The 18,364-nt window shown below is 64.6% G+C and carries 21 protein-coding genes; 11 read left to right on the forward strand and 10 right to left on the reverse strand.

Annotation, left to right across the window (positions count from 1 at the left end; all coding sequences use genetic code 11):
• Positions 1–70: 70 nt before the first annotated feature.
• The gene (locus NKJ67_RS09945; RefSeq protein WP_127267212.1) at positions 71–1,450 is read right to left on the reverse strand and encodes a sodium:solute symporter family protein; all 1,380 of its coding nucleotides are present in this window, start codon (positions 1,448–1,450) and stop codon (positions 71–73) included.
• 166 nt (positions 1,451–1,616) lie between these two features.
• On the opposite strand from NKJ67_RS09945, the gene NKJ67_RS09950 reads away from it, so the two are divergent.
• The 3 genes from NKJ67_RS09950 to NKJ67_RS09960 all read left to right on the forward strand — a co-directional run bounded on the left by NKJ67_RS09950 (position 1,617) and on the right by NKJ67_RS09960 (position 4,155).
• Positions 1,617–2,825 (forward strand): adenosylhomocysteinase, encoded by a 1,209-nt coding sequence (locus NKJ67_RS09950; RefSeq protein WP_352581229.1) that lies wholly within the window; start codon positions 1,617–1,619, stop codon positions 2,823–2,825.
• Between the two features lie 103 nt (positions 2,826–2,928).
• A complete protein-coding gene (locus NKJ67_RS09955) occupies positions 2,929–3,714 on the forward strand; it encodes an IclR family transcriptional regulator (RefSeq protein ID WP_127267210.1) in 786 nt (261 codons plus the stop codon).
• Positions 3,715–3,888: 174 nt separating this feature from the next.
• Positions 3,889–4,155, forward strand: a complete 267-nt coding sequence (locus NKJ67_RS09960; protein ID WP_352581231.1) for an SRPBCC family protein — start codon at positions 3,889–3,891, stop codon at positions 4,153–4,155.
• A gap of 36 nt (positions 4,156–4,191) precedes the next feature.
• Here the strand turns inward: NKJ67_RS09960 and NKJ67_RS09965 are convergent, their stop codons facing one another.
• Positions 4,192–5,025 carry a helix-turn-helix transcriptional regulator gene (locus NKJ67_RS09965; RefSeq protein ID WP_189367647.1) on the reverse strand — a complete coding sequence of 278 codons (834 nt, stop codon included), beginning with the start codon at positions 5,023–5,025 and terminating at the stop codon, positions 4,192–4,194.
• A gap of 90 nt (positions 5,026–5,115) precedes the next feature.
• On the opposite strand from NKJ67_RS09965, the gene NKJ67_RS09970 reads away from it, so the two are divergent.
• Positions 5,116–6,000, forward strand: a complete 885-nt coding sequence (locus NKJ67_RS09970) for an SDR family oxidoreductase (RefSeq protein WP_352581232.1) — start codon at positions 5,116–5,118, stop codon at positions 5,998–6,000.
• 235 nt (positions 6,001–6,235) lie between these two features.
• On the opposite strand, the gene NKJ67_RS09975 is transcribed toward NKJ67_RS09970, so the two are convergent.
• Genes NKJ67_RS09975 through NKJ67_RS09985 form a run of 3 tightly spaced genes read right to left on the reverse strand, consistent with a single transcriptional unit; the run spans position 6,236 to position 7,538 of the window.
• The gene (locus tag NKJ67_RS09975) at positions 6,236–6,937 is read right to left on the reverse strand and encodes a RibD family protein (protein WP_352581247.1); all 702 of its coding nucleotides are present in this window, start codon (positions 6,935–6,937) and stop codon (positions 6,236–6,238) included.
• 5 nt (positions 6,938–6,942) lie between these two features.
• A complete protein-coding gene (locus NKJ67_RS09980) occupies positions 6,943–7,344 on the reverse strand; it encodes a type II toxin-antitoxin system HicB family antitoxin (RefSeq protein WP_127322197.1) in 402 nt (133 codons plus the stop codon).
• Between the two features lie 5 nt (positions 7,345–7,349).
• Positions 7,350–7,538, reverse strand: a complete 189-nt coding sequence (locus tag NKJ67_RS09985) for a type II toxin-antitoxin system HicA family toxin (protein ID WP_127326556.1) — start codon at positions 7,536–7,538, stop codon at positions 7,350–7,352.
• Positions 7,539–7,903: 365 nt separating this feature from the next.
• On the opposite strand from NKJ67_RS09985, the gene NKJ67_RS09990 reads away from it, so the two are divergent.
• The 4 genes from NKJ67_RS09990 (at position 7,904) to NKJ67_RS10005 (ending at position 13,161) form a co-directional block, all read left to right on the forward strand.
• Positions 7,904–8,851, forward strand: coding sequence for a substrate-binding domain-containing protein (locus NKJ67_RS09990; protein WP_013530574.1), 948 nt, complete (start codon positions 7,904–7,906; stop codon positions 8,849–8,851).
• 122 nt (positions 8,852–8,973) lie between these two features.
• Positions 8,974–10,542: a sugar ABC transporter ATP-binding protein gene (locus NKJ67_RS09995; protein ID WP_127809751.1), complete on the forward strand. Its 1,569-nt coding sequence runs from the start codon at positions 8,974–8,976 to the stop codon at positions 10,540–10,542.
• Positions 10,539–11,555: an ABC transporter permease gene (locus NKJ67_RS10000; RefSeq protein WP_027035281.1), complete on the forward strand. Its 1,017-nt coding sequence runs from the start codon at positions 10,539–10,541 to the stop codon at positions 11,553–11,555. Before NKJ67_RS09995 ends, NKJ67_RS10000 begins: the two co-directional genes overlap by 4 nt.
• 292 nt (positions 11,556–11,847) lie before the next feature.
• Positions 11,848–13,161 carry a hypothetical protein gene (locus tag NKJ67_RS10005; protein ID WP_352581233.1) on the forward strand — a complete coding sequence of 438 codons (1,314 nt, stop codon included), beginning with the start codon at positions 11,848–11,850 and terminating at the stop codon, positions 13,159–13,161.
• 245 nt (positions 13,162–13,406) lie between these two features.
• Here NKJ67_RS10005 and NKJ67_RS10010 read toward each other — a convergent pair whose 3' ends face one another.
• The 4 genes from NKJ67_RS10010 to NKJ67_RS10025 form a co-directional block, all read right to left on the reverse strand.
• Positions 13,407–13,976, reverse strand: a complete 570-nt coding sequence (locus NKJ67_RS10010; RefSeq protein WP_352581234.1) for a hypothetical protein — start codon at positions 13,974–13,976, stop codon at positions 13,407–13,409.
• Positions 13,973–14,602 carry a hypothetical protein gene (locus NKJ67_RS10015; RefSeq protein ID WP_352581236.1) on the reverse strand — a complete coding sequence of 210 codons (630 nt, stop codon included), beginning with the start codon at positions 14,600–14,602 and terminating at the stop codon, positions 13,973–13,975. Before NKJ67_RS10015 ends, NKJ67_RS10010 begins: the two co-directional genes overlap by 4 nt.
• Positions 14,599–15,195, reverse strand: a complete 597-nt coding sequence (locus tag NKJ67_RS10020; RefSeq protein ID WP_352581237.1) for a hypothetical protein — start codon at positions 15,193–15,195, stop codon at positions 14,599–14,601. The genes NKJ67_RS10015 and NKJ67_RS10020 overlap by 4 nt, the downstream gene beginning before the upstream one ends.
• Before the next feature lie 89 nt (positions 15,196–15,284).
• Positions 15,285–15,653 carry a hypothetical protein gene (locus NKJ67_RS10025; protein WP_352581238.1) on the reverse strand — a complete coding sequence of 123 codons (369 nt, stop codon included), beginning with the start codon at positions 15,651–15,653 and terminating at the stop codon, positions 15,285–15,287.
• Positions 15,654–15,835: 182 nt separating this feature from the next.
• Here NKJ67_RS10025 and NKJ67_RS10030 point away from each other — a divergent pair, with 182 nt between their 5' ends.
• The gene (locus tag NKJ67_RS10030; protein WP_127383501.1) at positions 15,836–16,138 is read left to right on the forward strand and encodes a hypothetical protein; all 303 of its coding nucleotides are present in this window, start codon (positions 15,836–15,838) and stop codon (positions 16,136–16,138) included.
• A gap of 72 nt (positions 16,139–16,210) precedes the next feature.
• Here NKJ67_RS10030 and NKJ67_RS10035 read toward each other — a convergent pair whose 3' ends face one another.
• The gene (locus NKJ67_RS10035) at positions 16,211–16,915 is read right to left on the reverse strand and encodes an XRE family transcriptional regulator (protein ID WP_127322974.1); all 705 of its coding nucleotides are present in this window, start codon (positions 16,913–16,915) and stop codon (positions 16,211–16,213) included.
• Between the two features lie 203 nt (positions 16,916–17,118).
• Between NKJ67_RS10035 and NKJ67_RS10040 the strand changes: the two genes are divergently transcribed.
• Together NKJ67_RS10040 and NKJ67_RS10045 are read left to right on the forward strand one after the other, a co-directional pair.
• Complete coding sequence (locus NKJ67_RS10040; RefSeq protein ID WP_256746776.1) at positions 17,119–17,385, forward strand: hypothetical protein; 267 nt, start codon at positions 17,119–17,121, stop codon at positions 17,383–17,385.
• A 113-nt stretch (positions 17,386–17,498) separates the two neighbouring features.
• On the forward strand, positions 17,499–18,143 hold the full coding sequence (locus NKJ67_RS10045; protein WP_352581239.1) for a GcrA cell cycle regulator: 645 nt from the start codon (positions 17,499–17,501) through the stop codon (positions 18,141–18,143).
• Positions 18,144–18,364: the final 221 nt, after the last annotated feature.

Here is an 18,364-nt window from a genome sequence, read left to right on the forward strand (position 1 = left end):
ATCCATGCCCCATCCCGCACTGATTCAGGATGGAGCGCTATCTCTTTGCTTTCTTGCGACCTTTCCTGGCTCAAGCGTCCTGCCGCTCCGGCCGTGTAACGAGCCCGGCGGCGAACGGGACGACCGAAAGGAAGAAGCCTACCAGCGAGGCTGGAATGCCGCCGGGTTCGCCCATCAGCACGAGGATGGCGGTCGAGCCGGCGCCCAGCACGATGGTCGCCAACATCGACCAGGAGGGAATGCGCCAGCCGAACGTGGCCGATAGCACGGGCAGCAGCAGGCCCGGCACATAGACCGAGAAGCCGAGCATCAGGATGGTGACGATGCCGGGCACGCTGAGCGCCACCACCAGCGCCACCAGGCCGAGCACGAGCAGCAGGATGCGGCTGGTCCACAGCCTTTCCCTGTCGCTGGCGTCGGGGCGCAGCCGCGAGATCACGTCGCGCTGCAGGGTGGTGGCGGTGATCAGCAATGTCGTGCTGGCCGTCGACATCGCCACCGCCAGGAAGGCGGCCACCAGCACGCCGATGATGCCATGCGGCAAAAGCTGCACCATCAGGTCCGGCATGGCGTTGACCGGGTTGGTGCCGGACGGCAGCAGCGCCTTGGCTGCGACGCCGAGGAAGGTGAGGATGACGCCGAACACGGCCATGATGACGAAGCCGTTGATCAGGCCCTTGCGCGCCGTCTCCGGCGAGTTGGCGGAAAAGACGCGCTGGAAGCCGATCGTGTCGATGAAGCCGGCGGGCAACAGCAGGAACCACACGAATAGCGTCGCAGGCGGCACGTTGGCGAACAGATTGTAGAAGCCGGGAATGTCCCTGGTCGCCTCATAAACATGCGAGACGCCCGGTCCGAAGATGACGAACAACGGCGCCACCACGCCGATGACGACCAGGAAGATGACCGCCTGCAGCACGTCGGTCGCCACCACAGCGAGGAAGCCACCCAGCATGGTATAGACGATGACGACGAGGAAGGCGACGATGGCGCCGGTGGTCGGGTCCATCCCCGAAAACAGCGTGAACACCATCGAGATGCCGAACACCTGCGCGGCCGCCCATGCGAGGTAATTCCAGCTGGTGACCAGCGAGGCGGCGACCCGCACCGAACCCGGATAGTCCTGCGCGACGATGTCGGGCGTCGTCACATGCATGCGCTGGCGCACGATCTTGGCCAGGAAGATGCCCATCAGCAACAGTCCGATCGGGAAGGTGAACCACCACCATGTGCCCGAAATGCCGTAGCGGACCACCATTTCAGGCGTGCCGAACAGGCCGGCAAGCCCGGTCCACGAGGCGAAGGCCGAAATGGTCAGCCACAGCGGCCCCATGCGCCGGCCGGCGACGATGTAGTCTTCCTCGGTCTTGATCGAGCGGGCGAAGAACAGCCCGATTGCGGTGACCGCCACGAGATATACGGCGACAACCGCGATATCCAGATTTCCCATTTTCTACCCCTTCAGGTGCAAAGCCAAATGCCGCGCCACGCCTTGGTGCGGCGCCGTTCTGTCCGTTGCCCCTTTTCGGTGGGGCTTGACGACCCTCTGCAAGATTTGTCACATGCAAAAAACTTTTTTGCAAGTGATGAATATGGACCATGATCGGAGACTGCGAATGACCCAGGCGAAGGCAAATCTGGCAAACCCGGAACTGGTCGAACGCGGCCGCGCCCGTATCGCCTGGATCCGTTCGCGCATGGCGATGCTCGCCACCCTGCGCTCGGAGTTCCGCGAAACCCAACCCTTCGCCGGCCGGCGCATCGGCGTGTCGCTGCATGTCGAGCCGAAGACTGCGGTGCTGCTCGAGGTGCTCGCCGAAGGCGGGGCCGAGATCGTCGGCACCGGCAATCATGGCTCGACGCAGGACGATGTCGTCGCCTTCCTGCAAAGCCAGGGCATCGGCGTGTTCGGCAGCCGCGCCGACACGCTGGCCGACCATCACGCCAATCTGGCGCGGGTACTGGATGCCAAGCCCGACATGCTGCTCGACAATGGCGCCGACCTTGCCGCCGGCATCATCGAACGCGGCTGGGCGGCCTCCATTCTCGGCGGCACCGAGGAGACGACGTCCGGCGGCGACCGGCTGCGCGGCGAACTGGCCGGCAAGGTGCCGTTTCCGTCGATCGTCATCAACGACAGCCCACTGAAGGCGATCGGCGAGAACAAGCACGCGGTCGGCCAGTCGGTTGTCGAAAGCTTCATGCGCATCACCAATCTGATGATCCCCGGCCGGCGCTTCTGCGTTATCGGCTATGGCTGGTGCGGGCGCGGCATCGCGCAGTACCTGCGGGCGCTGGGCGGCCGCGTGGCGGTCGTCGAGGTCGACGAGATCAAGGCGCTGGAAGCCGCCCTCGACGGCTACCGGGTGGCGCCGCTGGCGGATCTGGCACCATGGGCGCAGGTGTTCATCACCGCCACGGGACGCGCCGGCGTGCTGCCGGCCAGCGCGATTGCCGCCATGCAAGATGGTGCGGTGCTTGCCAACTCAGGGCATTTTCCGTGGGAGATCGACACCGAGGGCATGGGTGCCATGACGACCGGTAGCACCGATCTCGACGGCACCTTGCAGCGTCTCGACCTTGCCAATGGCCGGCATGTCATCCTGGTCGCCGAGGGGCGCATGTTCAACCTTGCCGGCAGCGAACCGAAGGGCAATTCGATCGAATCCATGGACATCGGCTTCATGCTGCAGGCGCTGTCGCTGGAGCGGGTGGTGAAGGGCGCTACCGGCGAAAGACCGGCGCCAGGCGCGCAGCCGGTGCCCGACGACATCAACCGACGCATCGCCAGGCTGATGATGGCTACGATGGGGGCTGCCTTGTAACTATAGTAGCTCCTGATTCTATCTCTCTGTTTTGACGCAATTCCTGCCGGAAACCGTTTCACACTTTTCCTGGAATTGCTTGGTCCGGGAAGGATTGTGGGGCATGGCTGGCAAGACTGCGGAAGCGCCGGACTATTCGGTACCGGCCCTGGAAAAGGCGTTCGACGTCATCGAGCTCTTGGCTGAGCAGAAGGACGGGCTGAACCAGGGCCAGATTGCCGAGGCGGTCGGCCGCTCGATCCACCAGATCTACCGCGTGCTGCAGGCGCTGGAACGGCGCGGCTATATCTTTCGCGATCGCCCGGCCGGGCTCTATTTCCTGTCGACCCGCATGTTCGAGCTGGCGCACCGGCATGAGCCGCTGCGCGGCCTCGTCCAGGCAGCGCTGCCGTCGATGCGGCGGCTGTCCGACTCCATCCAGCAGTCCTGCAATCTCGGCGTCCACAATGCCGGAAGGGTACTGATCCTGGCGCAAGTGGAAAGCCCGGCGGCCTTCGGCTTCCGCGTCCGCGTCGGCGCCGAGTTCCCGCTGTTTGCCACCGCCACGGGCCGCACGCTGATGGCGTTCCAGCCGCAGGATAGAGTCAACCAATGGCTGCAAGTCTCTGGTGTTCTTGACGAAAAGGCCGAGGTGGAGCGTGCGCTTGGCCGCATCCGTACCGCCGGCCATGAAGAGGTGGCGGACGGGCTGCAGCCGGGTGTCATCGATCTTGCCTTTCCGGTCATCGGGCCGTTCGGCCACTCCGTCGCCGCGCTGACCGTGCCCTATGTGGCGACCACCTACAGCATGCTCGACCTTGCCACCGTGCGCCACCATGCCGCGCAGGCGGCGCAGGAGATCCGGCTGGTGCTGGCGCCCGAGCCATTAGGCCAAAGCGAGGCCTCGTGACCGCTTCGTTCGCGCCGATAACCAAGACCGTCGTCATCGGTGCCGAGCCGGCCAAGGTCTGGCGGATACTGACGACGCCAGAAATGATCCCGCAATGGATGTCCGACGAGGAGTTGACCGAGCCTGCAAGGACAGGCCGGCGGCGCGATCGTGATGCGCGGATTGCTGCACGGAATGCCGTTCGAAAACCACGGGACTATCCGGGCTTTCGCGCAGGAGAGGGCGTTCGCCTACAGCTACTGGAGCACGTTGTCGGCCTCGCGTCTGGCGGACGTGCCCGAAAACCACACGGTGGTCAGCTTCGATCTGGCGCCAGCGGATGAGGGAACGCTGCTGACGCTGACGCTCAGCGATTTTGCCGAACCGGCGATCCGCCCGCATGCCAATCTCTACTGGGGGCCGACCTTGCAGATCCTGAAGGCGGTCTGCGAGCGCGCTTGAGGGCGGGCGTCTCCCCGCGGACGGATCGTCTGGCCCTTACTCTTTGGGGTGTCGGGCGAGAGCCAGCGCGCGGATGCGGTCGGCGACGGCGCTGTCGACCGGGTTGTAGACGGTCAGGCTCAAATCCGGCCGGCCGTCGACCGCGAAGCCCGAATATTCCAGCTCGATATCGCCGAGTTCCGGATGCTTCAGGCGCTTTGTCCCGTCGCCATGGCTGAGCACGTCGTTTGCCCGCCACAGGGCGGCAAACTCGGGGCTGGCGCTGCAAAGCTCGTCGACGAGTTCGCGCACCTCGGAGACAGCGCCGGCGCGTGCCGCATCGGCACGGAACGAGCCCACCACGAAACGAGCGAGGTTTTGCCAGTCGTGCTGCCTGGCGCGGATATGGGGACTGAGGAACATGAAGCGCAGGATGTTGCGCTCGCCCTCGGGCAGGGCGCTGTAGTCGGTCAGCACGACCCGCGCGGCGCGGTTCCAGGCAACGACATCCCAGGTGGCGGTCCTGACTATGGCGGGGCTGGCATCGAGCGTGTCGATGAGGCGCTGCAGCCGCGGGCTGACGCCCTCGGCACCGGTGTAGCGGACCTCGGGCGGGCGCCCCAACCCGAGCATGAAAAGATGTTCACGCTCCGCCTCGGTCAGCAGCAGCCCCTTGGCGATGCGATTGAGGACATCGGCCGAGGGCGCACCGCCGCGGCCCTGTTCCAGCCATGTGTACCAGGTCGGGCTGATGTTGGCGCGCTGGGCGACCTCTTCCCGGCGCAGTCCCGGCGTGCGTCGGCGGCCCGAAAAGCCGAAGGACGCCGGATCGAGCCGCGTGCGCCGGTCTTTGAGGAACGCTGCCAGCGAGCCGGCGGAACTGGAGGACATCCTGTTAGCCATTATACCATGATAAGATCACTACTTTAATAGAATAATAGACCAGCAATATTACGCAGGCAACTGTGCAGGAGATTTTGCATGCGTATCTTTCTCACCGGCGCGACCGGTTTCATCGGTTCGGCGATCGTTCCCGAACTCATCAAGGCGGGCCACCAGGTGGTCGGCGTGACCCGCTCGGATGCCGGCGCCGAGGCGCTGGCCGCCGCTGGCGCCGAGGTGCATCGGGGAACGCTCGAGGATCCCGAGGGGCTGCGCGACGGCGCGGCGAAGGCGGAGGCTGTGATCCACACGGCGTTCGACCATGATTTCTCGCGGTTTGCCGAGAATTGCGAAAAGGACAAGCGCGTCATCGCCGCTCTCGGCGCCGCCCTGGCCGGCTCCGACCGGCCGCTGGTGATCACCTCCGGCGTCGGCATGGGCAGCCCTGGGCATGGCGAACTGGCGATTGAGGACGTCTTCAATGCCAGCCACCCCAATCCGCGCATAGCCTCCGAGCTGGCCGGCAATGCGCTTCTGGAAAACGGCATCAATCTGTCGGTGGTGCGGCTGCCGCAGGTCCACAATCCGGTCAAGCAAGGGCTTATCTCGCCGCTCATCGAGATCGCGCGTGAAAGGGGCGTCTCGGCCTATGTCGGCGAGGGCCGCAACCGCTTCTCCGCGGGCCATCTCCTCGATGCGGCGCGGCTTTACCGGCTGGCCGTGGAAAAGCGGCAACCGGGAGCACGCTATCACGCGGTCGGCGAGGAAGGCGTCGAGGTGCGGGCCATCGCCGAGGCGCTTGGAAGGGGCCTGAAATTGCCGGTCGTTTCCATCGCGCGGGAAAGAGCGGCGGAGCATTTCGGCTGGATGGCGATGTTCGCCCCCATGGACCTGCCGGCCTCCAGCGCGCTGACACAGGCACGGCTGGGCTGGCACCCGACCGGCCCGACGCTGATCGCCGATCTCGATGCCATGCGGTATTGATGCGCCTAGCAACGTTTGAGGTGAGCCGAAGTCTCTGAACTTCGTCATCCCTGGGCGAAGCAGGAGCGCAGCTCCGTCGCGGAGACCCTGGGATCCATGCCGCGACCTTAATCATAGGGTGCAGCGGAGCAGAATTCTGCACCGCTGCGGGGCTTCCGAGTCCCGGCATGGATCCCGGGGTCTGCGCTGCGTCGCTTCGCTCCTTGCTCCGCCCCAGGATGACGACTTTTCGGGATCATGCTCCAGGGCTGACCGCGTAGCGCAGATGGACGAGCCCATGCGCCAAGGCCTCGCAGCTCTTCAGGGACAACTGCATCTTGCCCGCCAGGCCGCTCTCGCCGAACTCGACGAAGGCCTGGTTCGCGGCGCGTCCATCGATCGCGGGCGCCACGAGAAGGCTCAGTTCATCGACGAGCCCGGCCGCAAGGAACGAACCGTTGATGCCGGCGCCGCCCTCAAGCAGCAGCCGGCTTATGCCGAGTTCGCTGCCGAGCACCTCGAGCACAGCCGCGAGATCGATGTCCGCCGCTTCCGACACGATATAGGACACGCCGTCGGCGGCGAGTTCGGCCAAATGGCTGTCGGCGACGTCGCGCCCAAGCAGCACCACGACGTGGTCGCCACCGATGTCGGGTTTGGAAAAGTGAAGCTTGCCCGAGGCATCGAGCGCCACGGCATAGCTACCCGCATCACGTTGAGCGAAATGATGGGGTCGGTCGACCTTGCCGACATTGGCCGGTGGGTGCGCGGCGGCCTTGCTCATCTCGGCCATGGTGACGCGGCCGACGATCCAGGCGTCGCCCGCCATGTCGTTGTGGATATGCTCGTAGAGGCTCGACCACTCCGCCCGGGTCCCGTCCGGACTTGTCGTGTAGCGGCTTGGATGAAGGCTGCCGTCGAGTGATGCGAGCATATGGCAGATGATTTGCGGCTTCATACGGGTCACGCCGCTTCAAGCGCCATCACTTTTTCAGCGGCCTTTGCGAGAAACCCGGATCGGGTATAGCCATGAGCTTCGGCAAAGGCATCGATCCTTTGGAGAATGTCGTCGGAAAGCGTCACGTTGATACGCACTGTTTTCCTGGTCTGGGTCTGGGCCGAGACCAGGATTGCAACACCGTCGCGATTATCGGCGTCCGCCATCACAGCCTCCAAACTGGAGGGTTCAGGAACAGCCCCGCCATCCTCGACCAACCCTTCGATGTGGAGGGCGAGGGCCTCTTCAGCCATGGACCGGGCGTCATCCAGATCCTTGCCTGCGGTAATCACGCCTGGGAAATCAGGGAAAGACACACCGAAGTCGCTGTCGGCATCCTTATGGATAAGTCCGATATACTGCTTCATGGCCGTCACCTCAGTTTCAGTCCAGATTGTTTTTCGATGCTGCGCAGGGTGCCTATTGGAATATCGCGCTTGGGATGAGGGACGGTGACCCGCCCTAGCCTGTCGCGGTGTTTGAATTGCGCATGACTGCCCCTTCGGGCAACTTCAACCCACCCATCAGCTTCCAACAGGCGGATAATGTCGGCGCTTTTAATGTGTATTTATACACATTTAATGGCGGCCTTTCAATAAGGAATATGAAGTCAGTCAACGCCAAATAGGCCGCAGGAGGCGAAGCGCCGTGCCTATTGTGCTGGGAAGCATGCCCACGATCCAGAAATCCGACAATTCCGATAATTTGCCGAACGGCGCTGTTATATCGAGGTTGCACAAATGGTTGGCGCTGGGTTAGCATCCCTGCGCAGGCGTCGGTGGGAGGCTCTTTTTACAGCGGCGGCCAGCTGGAGCGGCATGCGTTTTCGGGCGCAGGGAGGATGCTCCACACTTTGAACCGACGCATGATCCTTCCTGAAACCGATCCCGGTTTTCGGGGTCGTGCGTTCTTGTGGAGGAGGATCCCATGAACAGACGTGAATTCCTGCTGTCGTCCGCGGCTTTCGGCGCCATGATGGTCGCCGCGCCCTCGGTGTTTGCGCAGGACAAGCTCACCATCCTTGGCTCGGTGCCCAGTCTCGGCTTTCCGTTCTTCGTGCACATGCTGAACGAGATCAAGGCGGAAGCCGCCACGCAAGGCGTCAATTTGACCGAAAGCGACGGCCAGAACTCGGCCACCAAGCAGACCGCCGACATCGAGGCGGCCTTGGTGCAGAAGGTCAACGCCATTGTCATCTCGCCGCTCGACGTCAACGCGCTGGCGCCGGCCATCGAGGAAGCGGTCAAGGCCGGCGTTCCGGTGGTGACGATCGACCGCCGCGTCGACGGCGTCGAGGGCATCCTGGCCCATGTCGGCGCCGACAACGTCAAGGGCGGCGAGGCGGAAGCCAACGCGGTGGTGGCGGCATTTCCCAATGGCGCCAAACTCTTCCACCTTCAGGGCCAGCCCGGCGCCGGCCCGGCGATCGACCGCAACAAGGGCGTTCACAACGTTCTCGATCCGCTGAAGGACAAGTACCAAATCGTCTTCGAGCAGACCGCCAACTTCGCCCGCGCCGAGGCGCTGTCGGTGACCGAGGCCGGCCTTGCCGCCAACGGCAAGCCGGACGCCATCGTCTGCGCCAATGACGACATGGCGCTCGGCGCCATGGAGGCTTGTGCCGCGCGCAACTTCACCGACGTCAAGATCTACGGCTTCGATGCACTGCCGGAAGCGCTGGTCGCGGTGCGTGACGGCAAGCTTGCGGGCACCGTCGAGCAGTTTCCCGGCGAGCAGTCGCGCACCGCGGTGCGCATCGCGGTGGCCTTTGCCAAGGACAAGACCGAGCCGAAGGAGAAGCTGGTGCTTTTGACGCCAATCGTCATCGGCAAGGACAATCTCGACAAGGCCGAGAGGATTGGCGAGACGAAGTAGGGGGTTGGCGGGGATCGGCCGATTGGCAAAGCCGGCGGGACAGCGCTCCCCTCTGTCCTGCAGGACAGAGGGGGGCGTTCAAGCGCTGACAGGCGACATCAACTGCATGGAAGGAGCCACCCTTGCCGCCAGCCGCTGAAGCCGCATCGTCCGAACCCATCCTGCTTGCCGTCGAAGGCATCACCAAGCATTTCTCGGGCGTCACCGCGCTCAGCGACGTCTCGCTCGATATCCGCCCCGGCGAGATACTCGGCCTGCTCGGCGAAAACGGGGCCGGCAAGTCGACGCTCTTGAAAATCCTCTCGGGCGTCATGCCGCCGTCGGGCGGCCGCATCACTTTCGACGGTGCCGATTATCATCCATCCAGCCCGCAGGATGCCAAGCGGCTCGGCATCGTCACCATCTACCAGGAGCTCAGCCTGATCCCGACGCTGACGGTGGCGGAAAACATCTTTATCGGCCGCGCGCCGACCGGTCCGCTCGGGCTGGTCAGTTGGAGGCGGATGGAACAGGACTCCCGCACGATCATCGCCCGCGTCGGCCTCTCCATCGATCCGATGACGCCGGTGTCGGCGCTGTCGGTGGCCGAACAGCAACTGGTCGAGATTGCCCGCGCCCTGTCGCTGAAAAGCCGGCTGATCATCATGGACGAACCGACCTCGGCGCTGACCGAGACCGAGGTGCAGCGGTTGCTGTCGATCATGGACCGGCTGCGCAAGGACAAGGTCGCCATCATGTTCGTCACCCACCGGCTGGAGGAAGCCTCCGCCATCTGCGACCGCATGACGGTGCTGCGCGATGGGCGGCTGGCCGGGCATCTCGACCGTGAGGGTGGACCGATCGCCCTGCCCAAAATCATCGAGAAGATGGTTGGCCGCGCGGCGTCCGAGCTCTACGCCCGGCCGGCGCAACGCGCGGTGGCCGGCGATGTCGTGCTGTCGGTGCGCGGCCTGCGCACCGTGCGCGACCCCGAAGCGCCGCACGCCATCGTGCTCGACGGCGTCGACATCGACCTCAAGGCCGGTGAAATCCTCGGCGTTGCCGGGCTTGTCGGCTCGGGCCGCACCGAGCTGGCGCGCGCCATTTTCGGCGCCGACCGCATCGCGGCCGGCACCATCACGCTCGACGGCAAGCCGATCGCCCCGGCATCGCCCGCAGACGCCATTGCGCTCGGCATCGGCCTGCTGCCGGAGGACCGCAAGCACCAGGCGATCTTTGCCGCGCTGGGCATCCTGCCGAATTTCTCCATCGCTTCGCTGGGCAGCTTCAGCAACGGTTTCGGCTTCATGGCCGAGCGGCGCGAGCGCGATGCGCTGTCCGGGTTTCGCAAAATGCTGTCGATCCGCATGGCTTCGGCCGAGCAGGCTATCGAAGGCCTGTCGGGCGGCAACCAGCAGAAGGTGATCCTGGCGCGCTGGCTGGCGCGCGATCCGAAAGTGCTGATCGTCGACGAGCCGACGCGCGGCGTCGATGTCGGCGCCAAGACCGAGGTGCACCAGATCCTGGTGCAGCTTGCGGCGCGCGGCATTGCGGTGATGATGATTTCGTCCGAGCTGCCCGAGGTGCTTGCAGTGTCGGACCGCATCGTCACCATGCGCCGGGGCCGCATCACCGGCCAGATGCCGGGCGTCGAGGCAAACGAGGAAAGACTGATGGAACTGATGGCACTCGACCGCAAGGAGACACTATGAGCGTGGCGGGGGAACAGGATCAGCGCGGCGGCATCAACTTCGCGCGGCTTTTGATGAGCTTCGGGCCGCTGCTGTTCCTGGTGGCGCTGATCATCGTCTTCACCGTGCTGAAGCCGAGCTTCATGGACCCGATCAACCTGTTCAACATCACAAGGCAGATCTCGATCACCGGGCTGATCGCGCTCGGCATGACCTTCGTCATCCTCACCGCCGGCATCGACCTGTCGGTCGGTTCACTGCTCGCCTTCTGCGGTATGGTCGCCGCCGTGGTCGCCAAGGGTGGCTCCGCCAACACGCTGTCGCTGTCGACGAGCGGCACGCAAGGGTTCGGCTGGTTCGCAGCACTCTTGGCCGCCGTCGTTGTGGGCGCTGCCGCCGGCGGGGTGCAGGGGCTTGTCATCACCCGGCTGAAAGTGCCGCCCTTCGTCGTCACGCTGGGCGGGCTGACGGTGTTTCGCGGGCTGACGCTGACCATCTCAAACGGCGGCCCGATCTCGGGCTTCGACGCCTCGATGCGCTGGTTCGGAACCGGGCTGATCGGCCCCGTGCCGGTGCCGGCGCTGATCTTCGCCGCGGCCGCCATCCTGTGCCATATCGTGCTGCGCTACACGCGCTACGGGCGCGCTGTCTACGCCGTCGGCGGCAATGCCGAGGCGGCAAGGCTGTCGGGCCTGCGCGTCGACCGTATTCTGGTCTCGGTCTATGTCATCGTCGGCTTCTTCGCCGGCCTCGCGGCCTTCGTGCTGTCGGCGCGGCTGAATTCCTCGGAAGCGGTCGCCGGTATCGGCTACGAGCTGACGGTCATTTCGGCCGTCGTCATCGGCGGCACCTCGCTGTTCGGCGGCATCGGCTCTGTCGGCGGCACGGTGGTCGGCGCGGCGCTCATCGGCGTGCTGCAGAACGGGCTGCAGTTCAACAACGTCTCGTCCTATACGCAAAGCATCGTCATCGGGCTCATCCTGATCCTGGCGGTGGCGTTTGATCGGTGGCTGAAATCGCGGGTGAGAAGGTGAGGCGGTGAGGGGCGAAGGGAGATGTTAACACCCAGGCGCCCCCCTCTGCCCTGCCGGACATCTCCCCCTCAAGGGGGGAGATCGGATGTCATGACCGCTTTCGCTAATTTTCAACGTTGGAGAGAAAGCGGCGAGGACGAAGCTGCTGATCTCCCCACTTGAGGGGGAGATGTCCGGCAGGACAGAGGGGGGCGCCTCGCTCTGCCCCTGGCAGGAGACCCCACCCCTTTCCTTGCAAAACAATCATGCTTTGCTAGAAAGGTTTTGGCGGGTGGCATCGTGAGAGAACCTCATGTTTGCCGATATCATCAGACCGATCACCTTAGGTTTTTCGCTGCTGCGGCGGTTCTGGCCGCAACTCATGGCACTCGTGCTGGCCGGCGTGCTGGTCGGCGATCTCCTCATGCAGCTGGCGGCGAAGGTGGCGCTGGCCAATCACTTCGCCGGGCTGGCGATGCTGACGCTGGTGGCGCTGGCGCAGCTGGTGGTGACGGTGGCGATGTTCCATGTGCTGCGCCCCGGCCTGCCGCATGTGCTGGCCGCGCAGCGCAGCGCCGACAAGGCCGCGACCGCCGAGGGCCAAGCCCTCGATAACAGTGCAGCGAACCGGCGCGGCTCGCGGCTGGTGCGGATGATCACCATCGCGCTGCTGCCGTTCTTCGCCTATTACGCCGCCTGGGGATTCCTCGGCGACATCGTGCGGCAATATTCGCGCGCCACGCTCGACCAGGCCGATTTCGGCCAGAGCGCTGATGTGCTCGACGTGCTCGATTCACGCTGGCTGCTGGTCTCCGTGGCGGTGTCGTGGCTGATCCGCCGGCTGGCCAAGTTCATGCAGGCTAAAACAAGTGCCGCGTCGTTCTGGCAGATCGTGGTGGTGATCTGCGAGACCAACTGGATCTTCGTCGGTCTCTATGTGATCAGCCGCTGGAAGGACTCGGCGCTGCAATGGCTGATGAGCCGCAATTTCTGGTCGGCCCTACAAGCATCGGCCGACGGGCTGGCGAGCCCGGTGCCGATGGCCTCGGCCGCCCCCATGGTGCCAGTCGAGATCACCTCGATCGCGCTGTCGACGGTTGCCGTCAACCTGTTCTTCTTCATGCTCCTGCCGCTGATCTGGCTGGTGATGGCGGCGTTGATCTATGGCTATGACGTGCGCGACGATGCGGCGCTGATGCGCGTGCACGGCCGGCTGGAGCGCGCCGGCCGGCGCTATGCCGGCCTGCCGAAATTCCTGCGGGATTTCGTCGAGCATTTCATCGCCGGTTACCGCTCGCGCTATCTGCCGATCGCCAACGGCGTGCGGCTGACGGTCAGCTCCAGTCTGGTGCTTTTGTGCACGCTGGTCGTCGGCTACCGCTTGCTCGACTGGGGCGCTGCCTGGCTATGGCTGGGTGCGACGCGGCTGATCGGTCCGCATGAGCTCGATATCTGGCAGATTGTTTCGCACGGCGTGACGCTGCTGTTCGGCAGCCCGTTCCAGGATTCCTCCACCGGCATCCTGATCGAGCCGCTGCGCATATGCTTTCTCGCCGCCGTGCTGGAGACAGCGTTTTCGATGGTGAAGCGGGCGGGGAGAGTTGGCGCTGTCGAAGCTGCTGAATAGGGCGCGGCGTTGCAGCTCGTCCCTCTCCCCGTCACTATACGGGGAGAGGATGCCGGCAGGCAGGTGAGGGGCGGCGCTGAGGTAGCAGGATCGAGGGACTTGCACTTGCAAACGCAGAATCGCTCAGCAGCCACTTGTCGAACCGTTGGCGCTGCCCCTCATCTGGCTGCCGCCATCTTCTCCCCGTATAGGGACGGGGAGAAGGACGCCGCCGTCCTCGGCGGTTTCGCCAATCTCCGCTGGTGTCACTTAGGCGGCCGCTGAAAACTCAAGTACCACGGCCGCTCGCTGCCCAGGCCAACGGCCGGGCGGATGGTCTTGACGGCATCTTCGGGCACGATGAAGGTTTCGCCGACGGTGATCACGTCGCCTTTCTTGGCGCCGGAGAAGATCGCCGAGGTGCAGTTCATCGCGCCGTCCGGCAGGCTGACGCCGCTGATGAAGTCCGGTAGCCAGCGGCGGCCCGCGGCATCGGTCAGCATCACCTTGCAGCCCAGCCACTGCTTTTGCAGATCGGGGTCACCGACCGTCACGGAGAAGGTGGCGATGACGGCGAAAGCATGCTCGGGCAGGCGGCCGGCCTTGCCGCCGCGCAAATCGGTCAGCCGCCACTCGCTGTCGCCGAACGGCACGGACTGGCCAAACTCGACATCCCTGGCGATGAGGTCCTCGCCATGCAGCCATTCACGGACGCTGTCATAGCTGGTCTCGGCCAGCGTCAGCGGCAGCAGGATAGCGAGCGCGGCAAGACCGCGCCGTCGCCATTTTTTCTCGCCACCGTCGGCTGGTTCGATGTCGGATGAAACCGCGCTCATGTCTTGCCCTGCGGTGCCTTGCCCTGCGGTATCTTGCCCTGCGGTGGTGGAGGGGCGTCGAGATCGTATAGCGGCAAGATATCCGCCGGCTGGCCGTCGGCGTCGGTCGCAACGGCATCGAGGCTGATGCGGGCCTGGGCGTCAAGCGGGCCGAACTGGCGCGCGGCGACCAAGAGGCTGGCGCCTCGGATCTGGTCGGCCGGCACCTCGAAGACAAACAGGCCGCGTCTTTCCAAACCCGGATCGACGGCATGCGGCGGCATGTCCTGGCGATAGCTGAGCCGCTCCGTCTGGCGGTAGCGCAGGCCGGTCGGGCCTTGCCAAATGCCGTCGGCGACCGTCGTGGAGGTGCTGGTGGCGGTGAGGTTGATCGTCACCACCGCCCACAGGCCGCTGGTGGTCAGCAGCTTCTCCTGGCCGAACTGGTCGGTCTTCAGCGTGCGGGCGAAGACCACTCTGTCGAGGCGGACATCGAAGCTGCGCGCCCGCACCGTGTCGTGCATGGCGCCATCGATGGGGATCGGTGCGGTGAGCTCGGCATAATGCGGCTTCGACACCTGCATGCCGTAACTCAGCGCCACGGTCGTGCAAAGGATCAGGAGATTGCCGATGGCCCGGATCTTCATGAGCCGCCTTCCGGTGAGTCTGCCACGGGCAGGTCGGCGACCGGCATGGTGACGGTGCCGAGCCGAGAGGGATTGAACCAGCCCGGCGTGCCGTAGAGATTGTCGCGCGGCTTGAAGATCTCGGCGGTGATGCTGAAGCTTAAGGCGGCCGGCACGATGGCGTCACCCGCAAGTGGCCAGACATAGGCCATGCGCTCGGTCATGCCGGGATGCAGTTCCGGCGTCAGCGTCTGATCGCGGGTCAGCGCGATCATTGGCATGGGATCGGGCAGGTCGATCCCGTCCGGTTTGAAGACGTTAGAATAGGCCTTGTCGGATTGCGCCGTGCGGTTGGTCAGGTCGGCCTCCAGCACCAGCGCCTTCTGGCGTGGTTTCAGCGCCATGCCATAGACCTTGGCGCGGCTGACATAGGCGCGCGCCGGCTGGACCCGCCAGCGCCCGGCATCGATGACGGCATCGGACGGCAATTGCGGCGGGGCGTGGGCGGGCAGGGCGCCGAAGGCCCCCATCAGGCCGGCCACAAGCAGGGCGGCGATGGTTCCCGCGCCGGCCGTTATCCAGGTTTGAAATCTTGAGCGGGCAGTCTTGAACATTCCAAACTATGCACGTCGACGATCAGCCACCCCTGCGCAGTCTAGAAAGAAAAAATTGCTGATGGAACCCGCAAATGGCTGGTCCAGCCTCACGCTGCTTCGCGCGCCCATAGAAGATGGCCATGGCGGCGAAAATACCGTGCCACCAGCCGTTGTTGCTTGGCCCTGACCAGGTAGGGCAAGCGCCGCTCCTGGCGCCAGCGCGGTATGTTGCGCCAGCAGGCTATAAAGCGGGCTGCGTCCTCTATGGCCTCTTCCGCCGAGAGCGCCGGGCTAATCGCGGCCAGGAACAGCGCTTGCGACGGTTTCAACTCGTCGATCACCGCCTTGCGCCTGACGTGATCCTGACGGGCGTGGGCGATGCCGCTGCGGCGGATGGTTTCGAAGGCTTCAAGCAGGGCCAGGCTGTCGCCGGCGTAACCGCAGGAACGGGCAAAATCGGCGGCAAAAGCGTCCATTATCGCTCCCGGATCTGATGCAGTGGGCAGGTTCGTGTCCGACTCACATTTTTATATATATATGAAAGCATAACTCAAAATACACTCGAAGAAAACTTCTGGGAAAGTTTGAAAACTGCGACTCGACTCCCGGCTCAAAACACAGGAATATGCGAACAAATCAGGAACAAAGGATGGGGGCGATGGCATTACCGGGCAAGGAGCCGACAATCGCGCATGTCGCCTCGATCTCGGTCGAGTGCGCCGATTGCGGCCGCAACAGGTGGTGGCGACCCGATCAGCTGAAGCGGTTCGGGGTGACGGGGAATACGCCGCTGTCCGCTCTGTCGGGCCGCATCGTCTGTTCGGCCTGCCGTGCCGACGGACTGCCGGGGGCGACGGTTACGATCCAGGCGGCGTTTGTCGACGAGCGCCAGCGCGTGCGCAGCGAAGCGCGGATGCTGAATGAGCGCGAGGTGCCGCTGGAGGGATCACGGCGAGCTTGAGTTTTGTCGAAGGAAGGGTGCCAGCGCTGGTTCTTCCTTCTCGCAGGGGGGAGAAGGAAGAACGCCCCGTCCTCAATACCCCAGCAATTCCTTCAGCGGAATCACGCGCCAGACATGTTTGATGGCGTAGCGGTTGAAGGTCAGCGTCTTCGGCGGGTTGTATTGATCGACCACCAGCTCGCCCGCCGTGCGCTTGACCAGCTTCTTGATGAAGGCCTTGCCGTTGCGCTCGTTTTCCTCGGGGAAGGTCTCGATCACCACATGGTCGCCCGGTACGGCGTCGCGGCCGCCGCAATAGATCAGGTCGCCGGGCTCATAACGCGGCACCATGGAATCCGAGAGCACGTGCAGGGCGAACACCTTCGGCAGGTTGCGCACCCCCGGCGGGCGCTGGACGTAACCCGCCGGCTCGCCGTTGAAGGTGAAATCGCCATCGTCGCCGCCGACGGCCGCGCCCAGCACCTCGATATCCATCGACCCCGCGGGTAGCGGACCGGTATCGGTGACGATCTCCGCATCGGCGACCGGTCCGGCATCGTCGAGAAACACGACCTGCCCTTGACCTAGCGCCACCGGGTCGACGCGCAGGAAGGCGGCGGTCTTCAGGAGGTTCTCGGTCTTGGGCAGATTGCGGCCGGTTTCCCAATTGCCGACGGCGGCGACATCAGTGTCGTTGTGCTCGGCGATGTGGCGCATGACCAGGCCGCGCTGCTTGCGCGCCTTGCGGATCGCCGCCCCGACCTTGATCGACAGTTCCGTTCTTGCCATGGCGACCATGTGAGTGATGAAAGTGGCTCTCGTCTATGAAAGAATGGCTTGCATAAATTTGTGAGTTATGCTTATATATGGTTATGCAAAACCTGTCCACCTTTGATGGCGCAATGGCGCCGGCCCCGTGCGCGGTGTGCCCGGCGGCTGTCGCCCCCCTTTCATCCCGGCTGTCCTCCTCCCCGGCCAGGATGAAGCCCGAGGCTCGGTGCTTGACTGCACCAGCCCCGGGTCCGGTCCGCCCGTCTCCGGCGACCGGAACGGCCGGAGCCGCCGCTCCCAGCGGCTCCGGCCCCCAATCCTACGGGCATGGCGCCGGCGCTGTTTTTTCGGCTGGCCGCTCCTGCATCCGCACCGAGGACGGCACCGTCATCCTGTTCGACAGGCCAACGGGCAGGGCGGTTTCCGCCCTGGATAGAAACACGGCCGAGGCGCGGCTTCTGCACCTTGCCGGCGGGAAATCTACCCAACCCGGCTGAGGCTGGTCGGCTGACAGCCGGCTCTTGAAAAACAACCTGACTGCGACCCGGCCACCGGGTCGAACCTTGACGCTGCCCGACGGCGTGCGGCCGAACTTTGGATGGAGCTGGATATGGCAAGCTATAGCGACGCGGAATTGCACGAGATCGGCCGCTGGCTGAAGGACGGGCTTTCAGCCTCCAGGATTGCAGTCGCGTTCAGCGCGTTGCGCGGCAGCCCGGTGTCGCGCGACGCCATCATCGGCATCGTGCACCGCAACGCCATGCTGGGCGCGATCGGTTTTGCCAATGGCAAGGGACCGCCGCCGCGAGCCAGACAGGCGGTGGGCAAGCGCGCTGAAAGCAAGCGGGCGACTGGCGCCCCGGGGACTGCGACGCCTGTCGTCGGCAAGATGCATGGCGTGCTTGCCGCCAAGGACGGGCGTGAAGTGGCCCGGCCCAGGCGCCATTCGTTCGTGCGCGAGGTAGGCGTGCTGATCGCCGACGGCGTAGCCTATCGCCTGGAGACGCCGGCGCCGCCGCGCGCGGCCATTGGCCGGCAGCCGCATGGCGTGGCGATGCGTTTCATCGATTGCCTGTTTTCCCGCTGCCGCGCGCCGCTGGATCTGACGGTGGAGGAGGATTCTGAAAACGATGCGCCAGGCAGCCGGCCGGGCGCCGACATGCTGTGCTGCGGCATGCGCACCAGGGCGCTGAAAAGCTATTGCACCTACCATCAGGCGCGCTTCCAGCGCCGCGTGTTTGTGGCGACGGGGTGAGGCTTGGTCTCTTCTCCCCGTTCACGGGGAGAAGGTGCCGGCAGGCGGATGAGGGGCAGCGCTGACGAGGCAGGATTGAAAGCTGACATGAAATTCAAGCATCCGATTCAGATGCCATTTACCGAAGCGCTGGCGGCGCCCCTTGTATCTGCACGAGATGATTATGTGCGATGGAAGCGATTGAGCCTCGGGCCGGATGGCCATCCGGCCCGAGGCTTGGC

This window comes from Mesorhizobium sp. M0088 (assembly GCF_040322895.1).
GTDB lineage: Bacteria > Pseudomonadota > Alphaproteobacteria > Rhizobiales > Rhizobiaceae > Mesorhizobium.

Coding starts and splice junctions, on each gene's coding strand:
- NKJ67_RS09945 (WP_127267212.1), bottom strand. CDS start 1,450: ATGGGAAATCTGGATATCGCGGTTGTCGCCGTATATCTCGTGGCGGTC.
- NKJ67_RS09950 (WP_352581229.1), top strand. CDS start 1,617: ATGACCCAGGCGAAGGCAAATCTGGCAAACCCGGAACTGGTCGAACGC.
- NKJ67_RS09955 (WP_127267210.1), top strand. CDS start 2,929: ATGGCTGGCAAGACTGCGGAAGCGCCGGACTATTCGGTACCGGCCCTG.
- NKJ67_RS09960 (WP_352581231.1), top strand. CDS start 3,889: ATGCCGTTCGAAAACCACGGGACTATCCGGGCTTTCGCGCAGGAGAGG.
- NKJ67_RS09965 (WP_189367647.1), bottom strand. CDS start 5,025: ATGTCCTCCAGTTCCGCCGGCTCGCTGGCAGCGTTCCTCAAAGACCGG.
- NKJ67_RS09970 (WP_352581232.1), top strand. CDS start 5,116: ATGCGTATCTTTCTCACCGGCGCGACCGGTTTCATCGGTTCGGCGATC.
- NKJ67_RS09975 (WP_352581247.1), bottom strand. CDS start 6,937: ATGAAGCCGCAAATCATCTGCCATATGCTCGCATCACTCGACGGCAGC.
- NKJ67_RS09980 (WP_127322197.1), bottom strand. CDS start 7,344: ATGAAGCAGTATATCGGACTTATCCATAAGGATGCCGACAGCGACTTC.
- NKJ67_RS09990 (WP_013530574.1), top strand. CDS start 7,904: ATGAACAGACGTGAATTCCTGCTGTCGTCCGCGGCTTTCGGCGCCATG.
- NKJ67_RS10000 (WP_027035281.1), top strand. CDS start 10,539: ATGAGCGTGGCGGGGGAACAGGATCAGCGCGGCGGCATCAACTTCGCG.
- NKJ67_RS10005 (WP_352581233.1), top strand. CDS start 11,848: ATGTTTGCCGATATCATCAGACCGATCACCTTAGGTTTTTCGCTGCTG.
- NKJ67_RS10010 (WP_352581234.1), bottom strand. CDS start 13,976: ATGAGCGCGGTTTCATCCGACATCGAACCAGCCGACGGTGGCGAGAAA.
- NKJ67_RS10015 (WP_352581236.1), bottom strand. CDS start 14,602: ATGAAGATCCGGGCCATCGGCAATCTCCTGATCCTTTGCACGACCGTG.
- NKJ67_RS10020 (WP_352581237.1), bottom strand. CDS start 15,195: ATGTTCAAGACTGCCCGCTCAAGATTTCAAACCTGGATAACGGCCGGC.
- NKJ67_RS10025 (WP_352581238.1), bottom strand. CDS start 15,653: ATGGACGCTTTTGCCGCCGATTTTGCCCGTTCCTGCGGTTACGCCGGC.
- NKJ67_RS10030 (WP_127383501.1), top strand. CDS start 15,836: ATGGCATTACCGGGCAAGGAGCCGACAATCGCGCATGTCGCCTCGATC.
- NKJ67_RS10035 (WP_127322974.1), bottom strand. CDS start 16,915: ATGGTCGCCATGGCAAGAACGGAACTGTCGATCAAGGTCGGGGCGGCG.
- NKJ67_RS10045 (WP_352581239.1), top strand. CDS start 17,499: ATGGCAAGCTATAGCGACGCGGAATTGCACGAGATCGGCCGCTGGCTG.